The organism is Cerasicoccus maritimus (assembly GCA_031296935.1).
GTDB lineage: Bacteria > Verrucomicrobiota > Verrucomicrobiia > Opitutales > Cerasicoccaceae > Cerasicoccus > Cerasicoccus maritimus.
In genome coordinates, this window is record JAVDPD010000029.1 from 59029 (window position 1) to 79344 (window position 20316).

19 protein-coding genes are annotated in these 20316 nt (G+C 55.2%); 5 read left to right on the forward strand and 14 right to left on the reverse strand.

Features of this window, described 5'->3' with window-relative positions; genetic code table 11:
* Nucleotides 1-37 precede the first annotated feature (37 nt).
* The 10 genes from RBB62_RS16460 to RBB62_RS16505 all read right to left on the reverse strand — a co-directional run bounded on the left by RBB62_RS16460 (nucleotide 38) and on the right by RBB62_RS16505 (nucleotide 9764).
* Entirely contained in the window at nucleotides 38-997 is a 960-nt protein-coding gene (locus RBB62_RS16460) for a tetratricopeptide repeat protein (protein ID WP_309400167.1), read from the reverse strand.
* 3 nt (nucleotides 998-1000) lie between these two features.
* Nucleotides 1001-1834, reverse strand: a complete 834-nt coding sequence (locus RBB62_RS16465; RefSeq protein ID WP_309400169.1) for an ABC transporter permease — start codon at nucleotides 1832-1834, stop codon at nucleotides 1001-1003.
* Nucleotides 1831-2721 (reverse strand): ABC transporter ATP-binding protein, encoded by an 891-nt coding sequence (locus tag RBB62_RS16470; RefSeq protein ID WP_309400171.1) that lies wholly within the window; start codon nucleotides 2719-2721, stop codon nucleotides 1831-1833. Before RBB62_RS16470 ends, RBB62_RS16465 begins: the two co-directional genes overlap by 4 nt.
* 22 nt (nucleotides 2722-2743) lie before the next feature.
* Entirely contained in the window at nucleotides 2744-3025 is a 282-nt protein-coding gene (locus RBB62_RS16475; RefSeq protein ID WP_309400172.1) for an acylphosphatase, read from the reverse strand.
* 410 nt (nucleotides 3026-3435) lie between these two features.
* Nucleotides 3436-4842 carry a chromosomal replication initiator protein DnaA gene (gene dnaA, locus RBB62_RS16480; protein ID WP_309400173.1) on the reverse strand — a complete coding sequence of 469 codons (1407 nt, stop codon included), beginning with the start codon at nucleotides 4840-4842 and terminating at the stop codon, nucleotides 3436-3438.
* A gap of 576 nt (nucleotides 4843-5418) precedes the next feature.
* Complete coding sequence (hprK, locus tag RBB62_RS16485; RefSeq protein WP_309400174.1) at nucleotides 5419-6402, reverse strand: HPr(Ser) kinase/phosphatase; 984 nt, start codon at nucleotides 6400-6402, stop codon at nucleotides 5419-5421.
* Nucleotides 6403-6623: 221 nt separating this feature from the next.
* Entirely contained in the window at nucleotides 6624-7391 is a 768-nt protein-coding gene (gene lptB / locus RBB62_RS16490) for an LPS export ABC transporter ATP-binding protein (RefSeq protein WP_309400175.1), read from the reverse strand.
* Entirely contained in the window at nucleotides 7391-7975 is a 585-nt protein-coding gene (locus tag RBB62_RS16495) for an LptA/OstA family protein (RefSeq protein WP_309400176.1), read from the reverse strand. The genes lptB and RBB62_RS16495 overlap by 1 nt, the downstream gene beginning before the upstream one ends.
* Nucleotides 7972-8409, reverse strand: a complete 438-nt coding sequence (locus RBB62_RS16500; RefSeq protein WP_309400177.1) for an LptA/OstA family protein — start codon at nucleotides 8407-8409, stop codon at nucleotides 7972-7974. The genes RBB62_RS16495 and RBB62_RS16500 overlap by 4 nt, the downstream gene beginning before the upstream one ends.
* A 65-nt stretch (nucleotides 8410-8474) precedes the next feature.
* Nucleotides 8475-9764 carry a bifunctional folylpolyglutamate synthase/dihydrofolate synthase gene (locus RBB62_RS16505; RefSeq protein ID WP_309400178.1) on the reverse strand — a complete coding sequence of 430 codons (1290 nt, stop codon included), beginning with the start codon at nucleotides 9762-9764 and terminating at the stop codon, nucleotides 8475-8477.
* Nucleotides 9765-9887: 123 nt separating this feature from the next.
* On the opposite strand from RBB62_RS16505, the gene RBB62_RS16510 reads away from it, so the two are divergent.
* Together RBB62_RS16510 and RBB62_RS16515 are read left to right on the forward strand one after the other, a co-directional pair.
* Nucleotides 9888-10862, forward strand: a complete 975-nt coding sequence (locus RBB62_RS16510) for a DUF4886 domain-containing protein (protein WP_309400180.1) — start codon at nucleotides 9888-9890, stop codon at nucleotides 10860-10862.
* Nucleotides 10863-11116: 254 nt separating this feature from the next.
* Nucleotides 11117-12061 carry a PEP-CTERM sorting domain-containing protein gene (locus RBB62_RS16515; protein WP_309400181.1) on the forward strand — a complete coding sequence of 315 codons (945 nt, stop codon included), beginning with the start codon at nucleotides 11117-11119 and terminating at the stop codon, nucleotides 12059-12061.
* A gap of 252 nt (nucleotides 12062-12313) precedes the next feature.
* On the opposite strand, the gene RBB62_RS16520 is transcribed toward RBB62_RS16515, so the two are convergent.
* Complete coding sequence (locus tag RBB62_RS16520; protein ID WP_309400183.1) at nucleotides 12314-13003, reverse strand: thioredoxin family protein; 690 nt, start codon at nucleotides 13001-13003, stop codon at nucleotides 12314-12316.
* A gap of 224 nt (nucleotides 13004-13227) precedes the next feature.
* Between RBB62_RS16520 and RBB62_RS16525 the strand changes: the two genes are divergently transcribed.
* Entirely contained in the window at nucleotides 13228-14025 is a 798-nt protein-coding gene (locus RBB62_RS16525) for a TatD family hydrolase (RefSeq protein ID WP_309400185.1), read from the forward strand.
* Nucleotides 14026-14318: 293 nt separating this feature from the next.
* On the opposite strand, the gene RBB62_RS16530 is transcribed toward RBB62_RS16525, so the two are convergent.
* From RBB62_RS16530 to RBB62_RS16540, 3 genes are all read right to left on the reverse strand, one after another.
* Entirely contained in the window at nucleotides 14319-15164 is an 846-nt protein-coding gene (locus RBB62_RS16530; RefSeq protein ID WP_309400187.1) for a PEP-CTERM sorting domain-containing protein, read from the reverse strand.
* Nucleotides 15165-15304: 140 nt separating this feature from the next.
* Nucleotides 15305-15610: a tetratricopeptide repeat protein gene (locus RBB62_RS16535; protein WP_309400189.1), complete on the reverse strand. Its 306-nt coding sequence runs from the start codon at nucleotides 15608-15610 to the stop codon at nucleotides 15305-15307.
* A 113-nt stretch (nucleotides 15611-15723) separates the two neighbouring features.
* The gene (locus RBB62_RS16540; RefSeq protein WP_309400190.1) at nucleotides 15724-18309 is read right to left on the reverse strand and encodes a di-heme oxidoreductase family protein; all 2586 of its coding nucleotides are present in this window, start codon (nucleotides 18307-18309) and stop codon (nucleotides 15724-15726) included.
* A gap of 400 nt (nucleotides 18310-18709) precedes the next feature.
* On the opposite strand from RBB62_RS16540, the gene RBB62_RS16545 reads away from it, so the two are divergent.
* Complete coding sequence (locus tag RBB62_RS16545) at nucleotides 18710-19324, forward strand: hypothetical protein (RefSeq protein ID WP_309400191.1); 615 nt, start codon at nucleotides 18710-18712, stop codon at nucleotides 19322-19324.
* 367 nt (nucleotides 19325-19691) lie between these two features.
* On the forward strand, nucleotides 19692-20219 hold the full coding sequence (locus RBB62_RS16550) for a hypothetical protein (RefSeq protein ID WP_309400194.1): 528 nt from the start codon (nucleotides 19692-19694) through the stop codon (nucleotides 20217-20219).
* Nucleotides 20220-20316: the final 97 nt, after the last annotated feature.

Here is a 20316-nt window from a genome sequence, read left to right on the forward strand (position 1 = left end):
CTTCTTATTTTTAGGGACAGATGCCCTGAGTGCCGGGTCAATGATCATGGTTGTGATCGTGGCCGTGGTCATGGTCGTGGTCATGCGCGGGCGCTGGATCAGGTGTTGCTGGAGCGATGTTGAAATTGACTTCTCCCTGGCGGCTAATGGTCGATTCTCCGAAGGGTGAGAGGTTAAACTGTTCTTCGGTTTCGCCCGGCTGCGGTGGTAGGCGTTCGATGAAGGGGGTGTCGAGGCGCGCTTCGAGCTCGCGGATACGCTCCAGGACGACTTCGGGCATCGCGCCGCGATTGGTGTGGTCCATGGTGAACCAGCGGTTCTTCAGGAAGTTGTAGGCTTCGCGGGGGTGCCCGGCCTTGTCGAGCGCGTTGGCGTAGATGCGGTGCGCGTAGTAGGGGGCATTGGGGAGGTCGATGGCGCGCTTGTAGTTTTCGGCGGCCTTTTCGTAGTCGTTGACCTTATCGTAATAGATGCGCGCTTTTTCGAGCGGCAAACGCATGTCGTCGGGATGAAATTTCTCGGCGCGGTCGAGCATCTTCATGGCGCGGTCGACTTGCTCGCGGTAGATTTCTTTTCGATAAAACTCGGGGACGTCCTCCCAGGCACCCTTTTCGCGGATACGCCAGACCGGGATGTCGTAGGCGATCATGCGTGCGCCATTGAGCCAGAAATACATGGGGCGCGGATCGATGGACGAGGTCAGCCCAAGCAAGGCCTCGGTGTTGGGGCGGTCGTATTTCTCCCAGTAGTAATTGGCGCGCAGGTAAACGAAATCCGCCAGCAAAGTTCGGAAGCCGCCGAGCAGACCAATGACAATGCCCTGGCCGAGCGCGGACTCGACGTCCTGCAAGTTCAGCTCGGGCTGGAACGTGCGGACCTCACCCCACGAGCGCTTTTGCAGCGGCGAGGCTGCCAGGCCCACGAGAAACAGGGCCGTGAAGTTGATCACGGCTTTGCGTCCGGTGCGGAAAAACCAACTGTCGCGATCCAGGGGCATGGCTTAGATTTCGCGGTTACGGAAGGAGTAGGCGGAGAGCCCGAGGAGCATGCAGATGTAAATCGACCCGTAGGCAATGATGCCCAGGTAGCCGCCCGTGGAGAGCGTCGCGTCGTGCGTCGGGAAAATCAATTGCTCGCCGACGTTGAACATCTGGAAGTTCGGGAAGAGCAGCGAAAGGAACCACACCAGACCGCGCAGGAGGGGGTTGTCGAGGTCGCTCCAGTTGTCGCGCGCGATGTATTGCAACTGGCAAATGACCATCACGAAGAACGAGAGCACCACCGTGTAAAGGTTGGTGTTGGAGAAGCTTGCGATGAGCATCGTGATCGCCGCCAACACGCCAAACTTGAGCAGCTCGCTGAAAGCCAGCTCGACGATGCCCAGGTAATTCACCAGCCGCCCGTCTTCGAAATCCTCCGGGTGGATATTCATCAGCCCGGACTCACGCCAGTAGAGCACGGCTGCGAGCAGGGCGAGCATCAGCGTGACAAAGGCAAACAGCACAATGAACACGCCGAGGAATTTGCCCACGATGAACTCCCAGCGGTAAACGGGCTTCGCAAGCATCGTCAGCGCAGTGCGGTTTTCGATCTCGCTGAAGAAGAGCTGCGCGGTCACGACGACCGATAAAATGGAGCCAAACAGGAAGATCGCGCCCATGCCGAAGTCGGCGATGAACTTGAGCTCCGAGCTGCCAAAGTCGAATTGACGGAAGAAATTCGCGCTGGCGATCATGGCGATCGAAAGCACCACGAGCACGTTGAAGAACTTCTGGCGAACGGCTTCGAGGAAGGTATTGCGGGCGATTAGCCCAATGCGTCCGGGGGCGCTCATTGTTTGCCCTCCTTGTCGCTGACGTCCTGGCCGGAGCCAATGGCGGAGCCGTCCGTGTGTTGCAGGAAGAGGCGGTCCAGGCTGATGCGGGGTGCCTCGACTTTGCGCAGTTGCGCGCCGTATTTTTCGAGCACAGCTTCGATCTCCTTCTGCGCCTCGGGATTGTAATCGCCGACGATCAGGCTGCGTTCGTCTTCTTTTTCCAAAAGTTCATCCACACCGCCTTCGAGCACCAGCTTACCGCGGCTCATGATGGCCACGCGGTCGCAAACGCCCTCCACTTGGGCGAGCAGGTGGGAGCAAAGCATAACGGTCTTGCCGCGCTCTTTCAGGGCGACAATCAACTCGGCAATGGCATGCGAGCCAATCGGGTCAACGCCAGCGGTCGGCTCGTCGAGCACCACGAGCTTCGGGTCGTGAACCAGCGCTTGCGCGATGCCGATGCGCTGGAGCATGCCCTTGGAATATGTGCCCACGCGGCGGTGGGCGGCGTTTTCCATTGAGACCAGCTTGAGCACTTCTTCGGTGCGGTCGTTGATCTCGCTTTTGGCCACGCCGCAGATGCGCGCGTAGTAGCGGACGAGCTCGCGGCCGGAGAGAAATTTGTAGAAATACGGTGCCTCGGGCAGGAAGCCTACGTTGACGCGCGACTTCACCGAGTGGCTGCCGACACCGTAGATCGAGCACTCGCCGCGGGTCGGCTCCAGGAGGCCGAGTACGATCTTCATCGTGGTGCTCTTGCCGCAGCCATTCGGCCCGAGGAGGCCGAAAATCTGGTTGTCGTAAATATCCAGAGACAGGTTATCGACGGCGCGAAGCTTCACGCCACGGACGCCGATACGGAAGTCCTTGGTCAGGTCTTTAATGCGGATTGCGGGTTCGCTCATAGACGGGGTTTGCAACGTGCCCTTAATGGGTGATCGAAAAGCTTTGGTAGGAAGAGGGGCGGGCTTCGGTTTTTATTTCCGTTTCGCGGATGAATGGCTTCATGCGGTCAACGAGCTCATCGCGAAATGCGGTGACCTCGGATTCCTTGCCTTCGGCGCAGAGGTAGACGCGGCCGTCGGGCAGGTTTTTCACCTCGCCGGTGACTTCGAATTCCTTGGCGACCTGTAGCGTGGCGTAGCGAAAACCGACGCCTTGCACGCGGCCGGTGAAGTGGACCTCTTCGCGGTAAATCTTATCTGACATGGTTGGAACTGGCATAGTGGTAACGTATCAGGTGAAGACACGCCCATACGCTAACTGTGCCGTATCCATTTTCAACCGTTTTTCGACGGTTGCAGCCTGATCGTTGTGGGGGCGGATTGCGAAATGCGTTTGATCGGCTTTGGAGTGCGGCAGCCCCCTGCCGCTTTTGGTATAGACTAGCAGGTTAATTTAATGAAACGGCGGACTCAATACGCTCGCTGCTGAGTGTGGGGCGTCTTCGAAAATGCTAAAGCGCCAGAGGGCTGGCGCACTCCATATCGCTAATGTGCCTATTGGAAATAAAAAGCCCGACCGCCGTTACTGGCAGTCGGGCTGAAATGTTTTCCGTCAACTCATCTTGCCTCGCCGCATTTTCGCAGTGCGAAAATCTATCGGTGAAGCGGGACGCTTCAGGAGCGGCCGGAGGTGAGTTGCTTTTTCAGGTAGTCGACGGTGCGGGCGACGGAGTCGTCCTGATCCATGATGTTTTCCACGGTTTTGCAGGCGTGGATCACAGTGCCATGATCACGGCCGCCAAAGGCGTCGCCGATTTCCTGGAGCGAATGGCTCGTCAACACGCGGGAGAGATACATGGCGATCTGTCGCGGGAAGGCGATGTTGGCCGGGCGGCGCTTGCTGACCATGTCTCCGAGGCGGAGCTTGTGGTAGTCGGCAACCTTCTGCTGGATCTTTTCGACGGTGACCTGAGTCTGCGCTTCTTCATGGAGGATGTCCTTGAGGAGCGTTTCGACGGTGTCGACATCGAGGGAGCCTTTCATGAGCGCGGCGTAACCGGCAACACGGGTAAGGGCGCCTTCCATGCGGCGAACGTTGCGCGAGACGCGCTCGGCGAGGAAATCGAGGATGTTGTCCTGCAAGTCGAGGTCCATGTTGTGGGCCTTCTTGCGGATGATCGCCATGCGTGTTTCGTAGTCCGGCGGTTGAATGTCGGCCATGAAGCCCCATTGGAAGCGGGACACGAGGCGCGCCTCAAGGCGGGCAATCTCACTGGCCGGGCGGTCGCTGGAAAGTACTATCTGCTTCTGGCGCTCAAAGAGTTCGTTGAAGGTGTGGAAGAATTCTTCCTGAATGCGCTCTTTGCCGGAAAGGAAGTGAATGTCGTCGATCAACAGCACGTCGACTTGGCGGTAACGCTGGCGGAACCGGGTGACGTTGTTGTGCTGAATGGCCTCGATGTATTCATTGGTGAACTTCTCGGTCGAGACGTAGGCGATGCGAGTATCCGGACGCGTGGTCAGGATATGATGCGCGATGGAGTGCATCAAGTGAGTCTTACCGAGACCGGTGTCACCAAAGAGGAACAGCGGGTTGTAGGCCTTGCCGGGCGTGTTGGCCACCGCGAAGCTCGCGGCTTGCGCCATTTGATTACCGGGCCCAATGACGAAGTTCTCGAAGTTGTTCTTCGGATTGAGGATCAGGGACGGGCGATTGGCCTCGCTGATGGCGCGGTTGACGGGTGCGCTTTCGGCGGTCACTCGGGCCGGGGCGGGGGGCGTATCGGCACGATGGCGCTCCAGGCTTTCGGCTTTGGCGGCGGCTTCGTCGTCGACGACGACGTTCAATGTGATGTTACGACCGGCGGCTTCCTGCAGTCGGCGGGTAATGAGGTCCTGATAGTTGTCCTGAATCCAGATGACCGCAAAATCATTGGGCGCGCCCAAGGTCACGCTGTTATCTGTTTCCTCAATGCAGCGTAACGGTTCGAACCATGTTCGAAACACGTCGCTGGGGAAGAGGCCGGAAAAGTCAGTCTTTACGGTGTCCCAGAGTTGGAAATTTACAGTTTCGTTAAGCATTCCTGTCACAAAAATTCGCAGGTTTATTCACAGTTGTTCAGAATTCGACAAAACGGCCTTGAGGTTAGAATAGAGCACGCAGGGAAAACCCACGGTTCACCCTGTGTGGAAAAAGGCCGCTTGATGGCGTTTAAGTCGACGTTTCGAGTTTTAAGTAGTTGAAAGTCATTTATTTATGGAAATTTAGGTTAAGAAGAACAGGGGAAAGCAAGGCTGGGCACTGGCAGGTAGAGGGGGATGCTGCTACTACAGGGAGATAAAGTTGGGTTAGTAAATTTGGCTCGCTGGAAATTGTCGAGTTGAAGTTGTTCGCATCTTATCCACAGCGGAAAAGTGTATAGTTTGTTACTCGAAAGTTTCATGCGCCACGCGGAATGCAGGCGCTCGAAAGGCCGTGCAATGAACAAGTTACAGATGAGTGTCAGTAGCAGCATTTATACCTGTCGTTCTGGCATGGTCAAACTAGGGCATTTTTCATCTAACTTGGCCGAATAAGTACAAAAACGTAACACGCGACTGGTCGTTGACCGTGGCATGAATCGATAGGAATTTCCGGGACGTGCGAGCATGGCGGATTTAGCTCTTGGGGCCAGCGGTTGCGGTGCCCATGTTTTCCATGTGTGCAATGAGCTGGTCATTGAACTCTTGTGCAGAGTCGTGCCCCATGTTGCGCAGTGCTTGGACCATGGCGGCGGCTTCGGTCAGGCGAGCCATATCGCGTCCGGGTTTTACCGGGATCTCGATATGTGGGATTTGCACGCCGAGGATTTCGTAATAACTACGTTCCAGCCCGGTGCGTTCTTCGGGCATCCCCGGAGCCCATTCTTCAAAAGTAATGACCAAGTCGATGCGCTTGTCCAGACGCACAGAGCGAATGCCAAACATATCGGCGACGTTGATGATGCCCAGGCCGCGGCACTCCATGTAACCGCGTCCCAGCTCGGCAGCCGAGCCGATGACTTCGTTTTCCGACTCCTGTCGGCAGTAGACGAGGTCGTCTGCCACGAGGCTGTGACCACGCTCAATGAGCGCCAGCGCACATTCGCTCTTGCCCACTCCGCTGCGACCGCGGAGGACCACGCCGATGCCTTTTACATCGAGCAGGGTGCCGTGGCAGGAGGTGGTTGGTGCAAAACGCCGCTCCAGCAGGAGAGTTGCGACGGTCAGAAATTCCTTGGTCGAGAGTCGGGTGCGGAGCAGTGGCACGCCATGAGACTCGGCTTCGTCGCGCAAAGGCTTGGTAGGCGCGAGGTTGCGGCTAATGATTACGCAAGGCACATGCTTGGCGAAGATGTCGCGGAGCACGGATTCCTGGCGGTCGGCGGGCATGTCGCGCAGGAAGGCCATTTCGCCGGCACCAAAGAGCTGGATACGCTTGTTGGCGAAGTAGCGGAAGTAGCCGACCATTGCCAGCGCCGGGCGGTTGATGCTGGTGTCGCGCACAACTTTCGACAACCCCTTTTCACCGGTGACCAGTTCCAAGCCAAGCTCTTCCCGGTATGACTCGTAGAAGTCCTTGACCGAGATGGTGTCTGTGGCTTTGGGGGTTGTGCGAGGCATCGTGATAAACGGATGAAAAAGCCCGCCTTTTCTCGGCAGGTTTAGATAAGATTGCAGCGTCGTGGCCCCGGTGGCAATACCCAGCTTTGTGAAAAACACTCCAGCGCCCGCGAAGCCGCATTAATAAACAGATTGGGACGCTAAGTTTTTTTGACGACGCAGTCGCCGACCGGCCTAAAAAATCGCGGTCTGTAGCGCCCAAAGCCCGCCGTGGCCGATGGCTACAGCGTAAACCCGCGACCGAGGTAGTACTCGCGGGATTTCTCGTCGTTGACCAGGAATTCGCTCGTGCCTTCGGAGAGGACCTTGCCTTGGTGGATCAAGTAGGCGCGATCGACGATTTTCAGGGTTTCGCGGACGTTGTGGTCGGTGATGAGGATACCGATGTTTTTGCTCTTCAGGCCCAGAATGATGTCCTGCACTTCGTCGACGCTCTTGGGATCGACACCACTGAACGGCTCATCGAGTAGCATAAAGCGCGGGCGCGAGACCATTGCGCGGGTGATTTCCAGGCGCCGGCGTTCGCCACCGCTGAGGGTGTAGGCCTTTTGCTTGGCCAAGTGGTCGAGGCCGAGCTCTTCGAGGTGCGCCATCACGTAGTCGTGCCGCTCCTTGCGGGGCACGGACAGCGTCTGGGTGATGGCCATGATATTGTCGTAAACGGTCAGCTTGCGGAACACGCTGGCTTCCTGTGGCAGGTAGCCCACGCCGAGTCGCGCGCGGCGATACATCGGCAGCTTGGTCACGTCCTTATCGTCCAGAAACACCTGGCCGCGCGTCGCGGGCACGAGGCCGACGATCATGTAGAACGTGGTCGTCTTGCCTGCGCCGTTGGGCCCGAGCAGGCCGACGACTTCGCCGGAGTTGACGTTTAAATCAACACCGCTGACGACTTCGCGTTTGCCGTAAACCTTGACCAATCCCTTGGTGTGGATGGTCGTGCGGGCCTCGGTGGTGGCGGGCTGGGGAGCTACTTCGGCGGCTTCCATTATTGGCTGCCTCCGCTGGCGTTGTCGAAGCGGGATTCCGGGTCTTCGTAGCCGAGGTCCTTGAAGCCGGGGAGTTGGACGCGGGTGCGGCCGCTGTCGCCAGTGGCGTTGGGATCGCTAAGCACCTGCACCTTGCGTTCGCCCTTGAGCAGAATCATTTTCCAGCCGGTGACGACGCCTTGGCTGTCCTCGACGCGCGGGCCTTCGGACAGGATAACCTTGTTTTCGTTGGGCAAAATGTCAGCGCGACCGCCGGTGGCCTTGCGGCCGGATTGCTCGATGGCCACGTTGCCGAGCATGATGATCTGATCGATGGCGCCCATTTGGCCGACAGTTTTATCCGTGGCGCCGGAGCGCGAGGCGACGACTTCCATCTCGTCGCAAGTGGCGAGCAGGTTCGTGCCGGTGATCTTCACGTTGCCATTAAAGTAAAAGCGGTTCTCGGTGTCGCCACCTACGAGCTCCAGGTTGTCGCTGGTGATGATGGTGTTTTCGGGCACGGCGGGTTCTACCGCAGCTTGCTGCGCGTGCAGGCTGGCGGCAGTCATAAGGCCGAGGGCCAGGATAGTGAGTAAGAATTTCATTCTAAAATGCTTCCGAAGGCTTGTTTAAAGGTCACGCGGGCTTCTTCGCGGATGATGATTTTACGCTCGTCGTTGACCCACTCCCAGTTGCGGCCGACGATGGCAAAGCTCTCATCGCTGGCTTGCAGGAAGAGGTAGCCGGGGCCGGCGGCGCGGTTTTCTTCGGGATATATGTAGGCCTTGGGGCTCTCGATGGTCAGGTCGGGCTTGGTGGGCTCGCCCGGCGGGAAGGTGCGCAGGATCATGCGCTCGACGTCAATCTCGCCATTGTCTTTGAGGATGCCCTTGTCGCCACGCAGGTCCCAGATGCGGTTGCCGTCTTCGCCAAAAATCGGCAGGCGGAAGTTCTCGATCGGCGCATCGATCTGCATACGCGTATCCTGGCCCCTGAGCGCCAGGGGCAATAAAAGCAAGATGAGCCAAGTGTGCTTCACGGTGTAATTTAAGTGATGAACGCCGCCCTGGGTCGAGGTAAAAGAATGATGTGGGTCGGCCGCTGCTATAGCCGATCTTGTAAGTCGGATTCGCCGCTTTGTTCCTGGAGGCGGGTCAAAACTTCGCCCAGTAGGTAGATTGAGCCCGTGATGACTATGGTGTCGCCCTCGCTGCCGACCTGGCAGACGCCAGGCTGCGGGAAAAGTTCGTCTACCGTAGCATCGTGCAGAGCGCCGGTAAATTTGCCCACCGTTAACGCCCGGAGCTCGCTGTGGGTGCAGGCGCGTGGCTGGTCAGGTTGGAGCAGCCAGATTTCCTCCGTGTGACGGGTCACGACATCCATCAGTGTGCGGGCACGGTTTTCGCCCAGTGTTCCGCACAAGATGATTGGGTTACGGCCGAATTCGGCTTTGAGCTGGAGGAGGTTATTCTCCAGTGCGACACAGCCCTCAGGGTTGTGGGTTGCGTCGAGAATGAGCTTACGTCCGTCTTTTAAAGTGATCTTCTGCCAGCGGCCGGGCCAGTCGATGGTCATGAGCGCGTCGAAGGCGACGTCTTCCGGCACGGCGAGATCGGCGCCGGCGTGGCACATGGCGAGCATCGCAATGCCTGCGTTGACGCGTTGGTGGTCGCCGGTGAGGTTCGTCGGCGGGTAGTTGTCGAGGTCGTCCTCGAACACGTCACTGACTGTGGTGACGCCGCAGCGGCGTTTCGCGGCGACTTCGCGGACGGCGGTTTCTGCCTCGGGGGGCAGTTGGCCGAGCACGAGATTTTTGCCCGGCTTGAGGATGCCGGCTTTTTCGCGGGCAATGGCATCCAGCGTGTCGCCGAGCTGCTCTTGGTGGTCGAGGCTCACGGAGGTGATCACACTCACGCGAGGCACGATGATGTTCGTTGAGTCCAGTCGGCCGCCAAGACCGGTTTCAATAATGGCCACGTCGACAGCTTCTTCCATGAAATGCAGGAAGGCCATCGCTGTCATGAATTCGAAAAACGTGGGGTGCGACTCGGGGTCGAAAACGGCGAGTCCTTCGGCGGTTTGGCGCAGGCGTTCGGTATAATGGATGATCTGCGCATCAGTCAGTGGCTCTCGGTTTATTTGCACACGTTCGCCAAGGCGGATCAGGTGTGGGGAGGTAAAGAGGCCGGTTTTGTAGCCAGCGGCACGATACATTGCCTCTAGCATGGCGCACACGGAGCCTTTGCCGTTGGTGCCCGCCACATGGATGATGGGGAAATGCTGGTCGGGTCGCCCAAGTGCGTGATTGAAGACCTGCATGCGCTCAATGCCGAGCTTCGCGCCGCGATTTCGCAGCGCATAAAGGTAGTCCTGGGTCTCGGCATAGGTGGGCATAACAAGGTGTTAGCAACGCCGAACCTTATGGTGCGCGCAAGCTTGGTTTTTAAATTAACGGATTTCGTTGGCGTACTCTTGCTTAGGCGAACGAAACACTGCAAGAGTAGGATGTTTATGAAAATGATTCCCCTAGCTAGAACCCTCACATTCATCCTGTTGGTAGTAACGAGCCTATCAGCCGAAGTCGAAAAAGTAAAAATCCTCGGCGTTGGCAATAGCTTTACTAACAACGCCAATAAATATTTGGCGAAGATCTATGACTCCGTCGATACTGCCGACGCGGATATCGGCACCGCTTTCATTGGTGGTTGTTCGCTGGATCGCCACGTCAAGCACGCCAAGGAACATGAGGCGAACCCTCAAACCGGTAATCAATACCAATACCGTAAGGATTGGGAACTCGTTGGCAAAAATGTTTCGCTCAAGGAAATGTTGCTCGATGAAGATTGGGACTACATCACCATTCAACAGGTTAGCACCAAGAGCTACAAAGAGGGAACTTTCTACCCATATACCCAGGAGCTCATTGACTACATCCGCCAGTATCGCCCGGATGCCGAGATTGTGGTGCACGAAACTTGGTCGCACAGTGTGAATAGCTACCGTGCCAAGGACTGGAAGCTCGACCCTGACGAAATGTATCAGAAGCTTCACGCGAACTATCACAAGATTGCGGATGAGCATGGCTTGCGTGTCATCCCTGTCGGCACTGCCTTCCAAAACGCCCGCGCCACCGAAATGTGGGATTACCAGGTCAACGATTTCGATCCCAAGGACAACGACCTCATCTATCCGGAAGACAAGAATAACCTGCCGGATATGAGTAAGTCTCTCAATAACGACTATTACTGGAAGAAGAACAAAGAAGGGACATGGGAAGTTCGTAGTGATGGTTTCCACGCCAATACTGCGGGTGAGTATTTGGGCGCACTCGTTTGGTTTGAATTCTTCTCCGGAGTCGATGCCCGCACCGTGCCCTACAAGCCGGATAGTCTCAGTGAGGCTCAGGCTGAGTCGCTGCGCATAATCGCCCACGAAACGGTGGTCGCTGAAAAGGCAGCAAGCGCGCAGCCTGCTGAAGCTGCGGCAATGTAGTCGCTCTCTTTCATTGGTTTGCTCTCAATGAGCGTTTAAAAACTCAGTTGAGCTTCGCCTGATAGGGGGGGGCGAAATTTCACCTCTCAAATACAGCTCACCAACTTGTTCAGACTGTTGAGACACCCTCTAAGGCGCTGCTTCATTGCAGCGCTTTTTTTGTAGGGAAACTTATATATGGTGTTAGATTTAGCCATTGACTTGGTGACCTATCCGGTTAGATTCACTGCGTTTAACCCCTCATTCTATCCCATATGGCGCAACTCAAAACTTTAGTCCTCATCCCCGCTTTAGTGACTGGGGTGACTCTTTCGGCTCAAACCTATGTTCAGTTGGATCTGAGTTCTTACGTCAATTACGATGGCGTCGGCACAAGCAATGAAATCGCCTATGCTGCAACACAGCAGGATGGCGTGAACTCTTATGCTCTCCGGTATATTCAAGGAAACCACAATTTGCGCTTCAGCACAGCCTATACAGATGACGCCTCTGCGGGGGCAGGTGATGCTTTGCCCAACGACGGTATTCTGGCGTCTGGGAAATATTTGATTTCTACGAATTTCGATGATGCGGCGAGCGGTTACTCTGTAGCTGCTCCAAACATGTTTCTCATCAGCGCTGATAACGGCACAGCTAGCACAGTCAGTGAGACTATTACGCTGTTGCCGGGCGAACAGGGCCAATACAGTGCGATTAACTTAGCCTTCATTACTTCGAATGGCGGGACTGCCTCAAGTTACGCTTCTCAGATTAGCGTTACCTATACCGATGCCTCGACGGAAGTTATTTTGTTAACCACTAACGCCAGTGGAGACGGCTTATTCGGTGCGGGTAATTTCAGCCTGAGTAGCGACTCAAGCAGTTACACCAATGAAGCGCCAGGAACCGGTGAAACAATAACTTTGTCGAACATTTTCTCATCCAATGATTACCTAGGGATATCCGGGAGTGGTGCTACGCAAAAATCGATCGTTCGTTCGGGTTCGTCGAATATCTATGAATTTTCTGATGACCTCGAGCTTGATTCGAGCAAAACTCTGGAGAGTATCACGATTTCTCTTACTAAAGGTGGCACTAACCGACAGAACCAAATGTATCTCTTAGGTACGACGTTGACTGCGGTTCCTGAGCCTCGCACCTATGCGATGCTCGCTGGTTTGGGAATACTCGCCTTTGCCATCGTTCGCCGCCGTCGCTAACGGTTTTCCCATGGAAGCCCGTGATTGAAATGCCAACGCCGCGACCTTCCAATCTGGCCCCAAGCCTTTAACCGAGCGCTTTTCCGCGTCAGCTTCGTTGGCTTTTCACTCACGCACTTCCAGTGCGCTACGCTCAAGCCGCCTTGCGGGACACGGAAAATCACTGCGGCCTGATCGGCCAAGTTAGATGAAAAGTGCTGTAGAGATAACATGAGTTGCCCACGATCAGGAGGGCATCTTTGTTGATGGTTGTTAGCTGCGCTTGGCGCGCTCTATATTGTTACGCACTTCGCTGAGGCTACTGGTTGGCTTGCCCACTTGCTTACCGTTCTTATCGAAGACCCATATGTTGGGTATCGATTTTATTTTAAACTGCTCGGTGATGGGGGTGCCCCAGCGCACAATATCCACCTTGCGCACGGCGACGCTGGGGTCGTTTTTGGCCAGGGCTTCAAGGTGTGGGCTTATCTGTTTGCATGGGCCACACCAGTCGGCGTAGAAATCGACCACCGTAACTTTGCCTAGTGCGAGAAACTTGCTCAGGTTCATCTTTTGCCCGCCTGCGCGAATGTCGCGAAAGTCGCCTTGCATCTTTTGTCCAGAGAGCTTTTCAACTTCGCCAGGAGTGCGCCACTCACCGTCATAAAATTCGAGCCCTTTGGCTTCCTGCTGCTTGATGTATTCGAGGTTTTCTTTGCCAGCGGCCTGCTTTTCCGCGAAGTCCTTGGGAACCGAATAGACTACGCCGTTGCGCAACTTGATGTTCGCGCCGTTGTAGGTCAGTATCTCTTTATTCCCGAGCTTGGTAGCGCCGGTCGGTTCACCGAGTTTGGCTATGACTTGTGCGCGTGTGTCGCCACGCTGGACCTGCGCGTTAAGCACAACTGTACCTAGGTAGATGAGTACAATGAAGATTCGGAAAATACTACTTAAAAATGGCATGATTATCTCTGAAAGAAATTTAAAATGATGCTTTTGGATGCAGCGTGCAAGCTTGCTTATTAAGAGACTTCGATTAACCTCCCATGTGACGAGATTGCGCAACATGTCGTGCGCTGAGTCGGTCTCTTTTGCATACCAGAGCTCGCATGCCGACATCATAAACCAACGGATTTCGCCCGGAAATCACTATTGTCCTGGCGCGGGGGTATCCCTTCAATACGGCTATGGATTTAATCGACAGCCATTGTCACTTTGAGAAGTTTGCCCAGCGTGGATTGGTGGATGACGTCATCGCGCGCGCGGCCGAGCTTGGTGTGAACCGCTTCATTAATATCGGCACCTCACTCGACGACTGGGCGCTCTACCGTGACCTCGCCCGCAAACATCCGGGTAAGCTTTATTGGACCGCGGGCCTGCATCCCTGCCATGTCGACGAAGGGTGGCGCGATCAGGTGACTGCGCTCTCGATGTATTTTGCCGACGATCCAGCGCCGGTCGCACTTGGCGAAATAGGCCTTGATAATTTCCACCTGCCGAAGTTTCCCGACGAAGCCGCCGAGTTGAAAAAACACCAGGCCGATGCCTTTCGCGCGCAGTTGGAAATCGCCTATCAGCTCGATGCTCCCATCGTGGTTCACTCGAGGAATGCGTTTGATGAAACGATGGCTATTCTGGAGGATATGCAGTTCCCGGGTGAGAGAGTCGTCTTCCACTGTTTTGCCGAAGGTCCTCAGGAAATGAAGCGTCTGAATGCCTATGGTGGTCGCGGTTCATTTACCGGAATCACCACTTACAAGAGTGCTGAAAACGTTCGGCAGGCGGTTATTGAGCAGGGTATGGCCAGGGTGATGGTCGAGACCGATGCACCATATCTGGCACCGGTTCCGTATCGTGGCAAAGAGTGCGAGCCAGGTTACACGCGCTACACTGCTGAGAAATGCGCGGAGTTGCTTGGCGTCTCTTTAGAGGAATTTGCGGCGACAGCCACGGCCAACACCGAGGCGTTTTTTGGCCTGAAATAAATTTACCCGCATCGCTGGACGTTGTGGCACCTTGCGTTAACTTTGGCGCGTGGAAACACTCTTCATCTGCAAAAAATGCTCGAAGCCCAAAGCGGGCGCTGTGGCAGGCAAAGCACGTAACGGCAAACAGCTTTATGCAAAGCTCGCCATGCGCGATGATTTACCTTTTCGTGTGCGCTCATGCAAGTGCATTGGCCAATGCAAAAAAGGGCCCAACGGGCTATGCGAGCCGGGCAAAATCCGTCTGCATTACCTGTCGGTCAAGGCGGTAAAGCAATTGCGCTGAGGTATCGCTAGCGGCGTCGGCGCCAGAGCGCGGCACCCGTCAATGCGATCAAACCCGTGAGCATACCGTAGGTGGAGGGCTCGGGCACGAGGATTAATCCGTCGGATTCGAAGGAGACCCAATACTGCTCGTTCGAACCACCTTCCACGAATACATCGGTGAAGCCGGTTAAAGTGATGAGTAAGACATTCGCGTCGGTCAGTGGCGTTGTGCCGTCGGCCTGCTTGAACTTCTGCTTAAGGTCGGTGACTACGAGATCCGGGGTGAAGCCAGATATAGCGCCGCCGGTTTCGCTGAAGAGCGTGGTCAGGGTGTCGGTGGCAAAATCGTAGGTGATGGCCAGGTATACATCGTCCACGCCAGGAGTGTCGGTTTGCGTGGAACTGGCGTCGTTGACGCCGTTTAGCTTGAGGTCGGAGAAGCGCCGATATTCAGTCGAGGAGCCGTTGTAGTTGACGGTGTGTTCAATGCCGAGGTCGTCAATGCCCTGGCGTTGTTCGTTGATGGCCCCCAAGCTCAGGGCGACCTCTGGGGCGCGCGGGCTGGAGAGAGTCGAGACGTTTTCCAGGGCGGGGATGAAGGGCGTCTTCGATGGGATGAAGGCGTGGGCGATCACATACCAATCCTGGCTAAGTGGACCGTAGCCGTTGAAGGGGACGAAGGTTCCGCCGCGTGTGCCGCTTTCGGTGAAGCTCGGTGTGGTGTCTACGCTTAGCCCGGCACCGGTTTCCAGATACTGTACGTTGCCCTGAGTTGCAGGCACCGTTTGTTGGGATTGGAACAGCGTTGGATTTACGCCGTCCGTAAAATCGTCATTGTACATGGTAGCCGACACTGAGGCTACACTCGTCATCAAAATAGCAGTTAAATAGTAGCGCATGAAAAGTTTTTAATAAGCATGCTCTTCGATGTCGAACTTCTATTGTGGAAACACTCCCTATCGTATAGTGGAGTATTTAGTTTTTGCTATTTGGGGCTTTAAGTCCTGATGCGCTATTCTTCTATTTCCAGTTCGATCTGCTTCTGGCGCTTGAGGGCGGCGCGCCCGAGGTCTTCGAGCACTTTGGGATCCTGGGGAGCGGCGTGCCATGCCTCGACGCAGAACTCTACGGCGACATCCCATTGTCCAAACTCCCGGCCGAATATATTGTAGCCCACGTAGCGCATGGCTGTCGCGTAGCGCGGATGCTCTTTTTCGACGAGCATGAATTCATTGACGGCCTCCTGCCACTGCTCGTTCTGGTAGGCTTTCATTGCGCGCTCATAAGCGTCGCTGGCGAGCAGGGAGTTTGCGAACATTAGTATTAACAGGGAGAGCAGTGGCGTTTTCATTACAACGATTGCTGGGGATTCATTGCCACTTGGCGACGCTATTTTTCTGCGCGATGCCTCTAATATTCATCTGCATGGACTTACAGTGACTTGAGGAATGCGATAACTTTGGCTCGATCGTCGGCGGAAAGGGTGCGGAAGTTTTCCTTGGCCGACTCGGCTTCTCCGCCGTGCCAGAGAATCGCCTCGGTAAGGTTACGCGCGCGTCCGTCGTGCAGGTAGCGCGAATGGCCGCTGACTTCCTCCGTGCGGCCGATTCCCCACAGTGGCGCGGTACGCCATTCGCGACCGGTGGCGTTGCCCTCCTGCACGTCGTCGGCCAAGCCGTCGCCCATATCGTGGAGGAGGAGGTCGGAGTAGGGGTGGATGCGTTGCCCGCTCAGCTCGGTGAGTACGTCAGATGCGGCAGTAGTAGTGGTAGGAACATGGCAGGCAACGCATCCCATCTCCCCAAAAAGTTGTTGGCCTGCTACGGCGTCGGCGCTGTCGTGCCCGCGTTTGAGCGGCACGCCAAGCAGCTTGGTGTAATGCGCGAGTAACTCAAAGTCTGTGGACGACAGTTCCGTGTCGCTTTCAGGGTAAATAGGGTTCGATACACCGATGTCCTCGGTCAGCGCAATGGCGGTTTGGGTGCGGACCGATGGTTGAGAAGCCTTCCAGCCAAAGCGACCAGCAACGGTCTCGCCCGACTCAGGATCGGTGACCCAGTTGATGCGGCCGGAAACGCCATCGCCGTCGAGGTCGTCTGGGTCTTCCCAGGACTCTAGAGTTTCGACGGGAATCGCCTCCAGCAGGCCCATGCCTATTATTTTTGGCGCTACGCGCGGCGAGGCAACAGCGGTTAAAAAGCCGGGACCTTGCAGGCCAGAGAAGCTGTACTGCGGGTCAGCGAGCGAGTAGGCAGAGCCATCGCCAAACTGCCCAGGGGTGTCGTCGTATATCACATGGCCACGGCCTTCAGAGTAGTGCCCGTCGATGGCGCGGTCTTGCAGCTGGGCGCCGTATTCGCTGTGAGGGGGTTGCCCGTCGTTGTTTTTATCGCCAAGGCGGAAGAGCATGCCGTTCATGGCGGAATCAAAGTCTACCGGTGGGCGCGCGGAGCCGTCGTTGATGTGGCATTCGAAGCAACTCTTGGCGTTGTATAGCGGGCCCAGGCCGGTGGAGACAGTGAACTCTTCGTCGAAAATCTGTTTGCCGTCGAGGAAGTCTTCGAGCGTCTCCGGGTGGGCGTTGTGGGCAAACTGTGCGAAGGAATACTCTGTCTCGCTGTAGACATCGACGCTGGTTGCGCCGCCGCTATAGGCTTCTGGATCGGTGATGCGCTGCGTGAGCGCGCCGTCTCCCACGTAAAAGCGGAAAATCGCGGTGTAGTATGTTTGGCTGTTGCTGGCGCGTTGAATCGTGAACTCCAAGTCGACGAATTTACCCGGCTCGACGGGCTCGATGCGCCAGTAGTATTTGCCATCGCGCTCAAACATGCGAATGGCTTGCGCGTAGTCAGCGCGCTCTTCGAGGGGGCGTTCTTCGTGCGGAGTGGTGTTGCGGTCGTAGAGCTTGAGGTCCACGAAGCCAGCTTCGCCCGCCGGTGTAACTTCCACGTCGACGCCCGTGCCGTAGTCGATCAGGCGTACGCCAAAATGGGTGCCGTCGAAGTAGTCCTCCACGTAGGGGTTGAAGCGAGTTTCGTTCTCGTGGCGGTCACGGAAGCGACCGGCTGCAATGATTTCAAGGGGCTCTACCTCCGTTGGTTGAGATGTGCCGAGAACCCGGGTGAAGGTGGCGCTGCGGATGTGGTTGGGGTTCGATGAATAGAAATAATAGGCCAAGGTGTCGCCAGCTTCGGCGTTGATTGTGTATTGCCATTCGTCTCCGGCTTGAGTCATGTCGTCGGCCCGTACGGAGTCGCCATTGATCTGGTAATGCACACGAATGCTTTCGGGCTGAGTGCCAGGCTCGATGCGAATGGTTGCCTGGCCATCGGTAAAGTCCACGCCGTGGCTATAGCCTGCATAGGAGAGTGGCGCGGGGAGGACGTCTTCGTAGTCACTGTTTCCGCCCGTATCGTCTCCGCCATCGTCATCCGGATTGTCACTGGAATTATCTCCAGCGAACGTATGGGTATAGCTCGGGGTATCTTCAACGGGCCCCTCACGGTCGTAGGTATAGTAGAAGGAAATTTCGTCTCCTTCGGCGAGGGCTGGCGTCGTGTAGGTAAAGTGGGGACTACTGCCCTCCATGCGTAGGTTGAGTTGGCTGCCGCCGTTGACTTGGTAGTGGACATCCGCAAAATCGCTCGGCACAAATGCCCGGAAATTGAACTGTAGCGCACCATCGGCCAGTTCGTTGACCCAGCCCAAATAGTTTGGCTGCACTCCGTCGCTAATCGCGGTTTTGACGTTGTCACGTGGAATACGAAGGAGCCGGTAGAAGGTTAGCTCGCCATCGTCGCCCGTTATCGCGTAGCTACGGTCGGTATCATCGCCAATGAATATTGGGCCAATTGCTTCCCAGTTTTTCAGATCGGTGGAGCGTTCGGTCAGATAGACTACGCCGTCATTTGCCCGCCATAAAAGTCGCCGTTCATTGCCGTCGATTTCAATTTGCGCCGCCGAAACGGCTAATGCTGCGAAGCAGTAGGTGGTAAGTAGGGTGAGTGTGCGGATCATGAGATGCAGGAGGTTGCCGACGGTGGCGGATCGCCGAGTTCTGTTATAAGATGACCGAGATTGAATATTATTCCGGCTAATTTGAGGAGTGACTGCTTTTGCGCCATATATTCGGGTTTCAGGGACGTTTAGATCGTCTAAATCCCTCCCTTTTAGCGGGGCGCTGATGAATGGTGCTTCTTGCGGATGTTAGAAAGGCGCTTAAGTTACCGAATCTGAGCTGTTTAAGGCCTTCGATAAGCAATTGTTGGCTTATTGATAAATTAATGAATTGACCTGTTTTATGGGCTGAATAGCCTATATTGCACCAGATGGCCCTATATTCTTTGTTTAAACGCCCTTAGGTGTCTTGGTTTTGTGCCGAAGTATATGGGGATAATCGCTTATTTTTAGACTAGAGATGAAGAAAAATGTAACCATAGGCAGCCTCCGTTTTCACATGACCTCAGAAGGTCTGCGGGATTCGTGGTGGCTGAATTGCGATGGCGTGACTTTCAAGCAGCCGATGATTCTGAACTCGGTTGAACGTACGATGCAGCGTAATCCTTCGGCAGACTACCAAGTGCTGCATGCCGACGATACTGCCAGTGATACGCCCCAATGGATGCGTCTGGAAACCAAGTCTGAAGTGCGCCAGGCACCCACGCGGCCGCCCGCTCCGGCAATGCGCTCATCGATTAAGCTACAAATGCCGAGTCAGGCTAAAGAGCTTCCAGCAAGTGAGCAAGCTATGGTGGCACCCAGTCCCTTGACACCTAAGCTACTGGCGCGCTTGGATCAAATTGAAGCACGCCAGGGTGAAACACTCGATGCGTTGCGCCAACTCAGTATGTTGGTAGAAGAAATTGGGCTACATGTTGCCGCTAAGGAAAGTACCCGCGAGCGTGAACGTTTTGTGAACGAGGCCGAGGAGCGGCTCGTAAATGAAGCGCATCGACTCGAAGCTGAGCGCGCCGAACTTGACCAGTTGCGTTCGGATCTTAATCGCGCGAATTTGCGTGTGGTTGGCGATTAATGCCGATTCTCAACCGTATTGAGACTTAAAAAGAACCCAACATACGGAGGATTTAGCAGGAAGATCGGAAAAAGCGGGAAGCAGCAAGAAACTCCCGCTCTTTCCGATCTTCCTGTTTGTAATTCATTTTATTACACCAAGTGATACTGCGAAATTCTCAAATCTTCTGAGAAACGGTATAAGTGATTTGTCTCCGCGAGGTTTAGTGGCCCAAAAAAGTGCTCTAATCTATCGTTGTATGTGCATAAGTCTCTACTGCTGGGGTAGGTTCTGAAATTTATTTAACATTCTGCTTAAAGTACGCGCAGAGAATGCCGACATAAATAGAACACTCTAATTTTCGAAAACTTTTTACCTTTTAAACGTCATGGCAGGATCGCGTACTATTACTCAGCTTAGGGAAGAATCAAATCAAGCAGCGCTCGAAGATTCTTGGTGGGTTAACATAGACGGCGAAACTCAAGACCAGCGTTATTCACTTAATGATCTGGAGTCCTTGCAGAAGCAGTATGCCGGGAGCGACATGATGGTGCTTCATGTTTCAGAGAGTGCGCTCGATGATCCATCATGGATTCGAGTTATAATGGAATTTCCAAAGCCATCTCAGATACTTGAACAGATTCGTGCTCATTTGGAAGGCATGGAGAGTCGAATTGACAGGATCGAAGATCAGCAACGTGATTCTGTTGCTGGGCTTCAGGCTTTGTTTGATGTGATCAAAAATGTTGAGGATGCGCGTAAGCAGGAGGAGAGTTTACGGGAACGTGAGACCTATCTTGCTGAGTCCGAAGAGATCCTCGTCCAGAAAATTCATCGCATGGAAGAAGAGCGAGCAGAGTTGGACCAAATGAGGTCCGATCTTGAGAAAATCACTGCAATGAATATTGCCATATAGCAGCACTTTCATCGGTTCACGTGTAGTAGCCACGATCTGATCTGACAGATCGTGCTGTCTGGTCGATTAAAGTGTCAGGCTATTTTCGTTTGGTTGT

Excerpts from the sequence above, each read along its gene's own strand:
- RBB62_RS16520 (WP_309400183.1), bottom strand. The coding sequence starts at position 13,003 with ATGCCATTTTTAAGTAGTATTTTCCGAATCTTCATTGTACTCATCTAC.
- RBB62_RS16460 (WP_309400167.1), bottom strand. The coding sequence starts at position 997 with ATGCCCCTGGATCGCGACAGTTGGTTTTTCCGCACCGGACGCAAAGCC.
- RBB62_RS16470 (WP_309400171.1), bottom strand. The coding sequence starts at position 2,721 with ATGAGCGAACCCGCAATCCGCATTAAAGACCTGACCAAGGACTTCCGT.
- lptB (WP_309400175.1), bottom strand. The coding sequence starts at position 7,391 with ATGGAAGCCGCCGAAGTAGCTCCCCAGCCCGCCACCACCGAGGCCCGC.
- RBB62_RS16540 (WP_309400190.1), bottom strand. The coding sequence starts at position 18,309 with ATGATCCGCACACTCACCCTACTTACCACCTACTGCTTCGCAGCATTA.
- RBB62_RS16495 (WP_309400176.1), bottom strand. The coding sequence starts at position 7,975 with ATGAAATTCTTACTCACTATCCTGGCCCTCGGCCTTATGACTGCCGCC.
- RBB62_RS16475 (WP_309400172.1), bottom strand. The coding sequence starts at position 3,025 with ATGTCAGATAAGATTTACCGCGAAGAGGTCCACTTCACCGGCCGCGTG.
- RBB62_RS16515 (WP_309400181.1), top strand. The coding sequence starts at position 11,117 with ATGGCGCAACTCAAAACTTTAGTCCTCATCCCCGCTTTAGTGACTGGG.
- RBB62_RS16545 (WP_309400191.1), top strand. The coding sequence starts at position 18,710 with ATGAAGAAAAATGTAACCATAGGCAGCCTCCGTTTTCACATGACCTCA.
- RBB62_RS16510 (WP_309400180.1), top strand. The coding sequence starts at position 9,888 with ATGATTCCCCTAGCTAGAACCCTCACATTCATCCTGTTGGTAGTAACG.
- RBB62_RS16530 (WP_309400187.1), bottom strand. The coding sequence starts at position 15,164 with ATGACGAGTGTAGCCTCAGTGTCGGCTACCATGTACAATGACGATTTT.
- RBB62_RS16550 (WP_309400194.1), top strand. The coding sequence starts at position 19,692 with ATGGCAGGATCGCGTACTATTACTCAGCTTAGGGAAGAATCAAATCAA.
- RBB62_RS16525 (WP_309400185.1), top strand. The coding sequence starts at position 13,228 with ATGGATTTAATCGACAGCCATTGTCACTTTGAGAAGTTTGCCCAGCGT.
- RBB62_RS16535 (WP_309400189.1), bottom strand. The coding sequence starts at position 15,610 with ATGTTCGCAAACTCCCTGCTCGCCAGCGACGCTTATGAGCGCGCAATG.
- RBB62_RS16505 (WP_309400178.1), bottom strand. The coding sequence starts at position 9,764 with ATGCCCACCTATGCCGAGACCCAGGACTACCTTTATGCGCTGCGAAAT.
- RBB62_RS16465 (WP_309400169.1), bottom strand. The coding sequence starts at position 1,834 with ATGAGCGCCCCCGGACGCATTGGGCTAATCGCCCGCAATACCTTCCTC.
- dnaA (WP_309400173.1), bottom strand. The coding sequence starts at position 4,842 with ATGCTTAACGAAACTGTAAATTTCCAACTCTGGGACACCGTAAAGACT.
- hprK (WP_309400174.1), bottom strand. The coding sequence starts at position 6,402 with ATGCCTCGCACAACCCCCAAAGCCACAGACACCATCTCGGTCAAGGAC.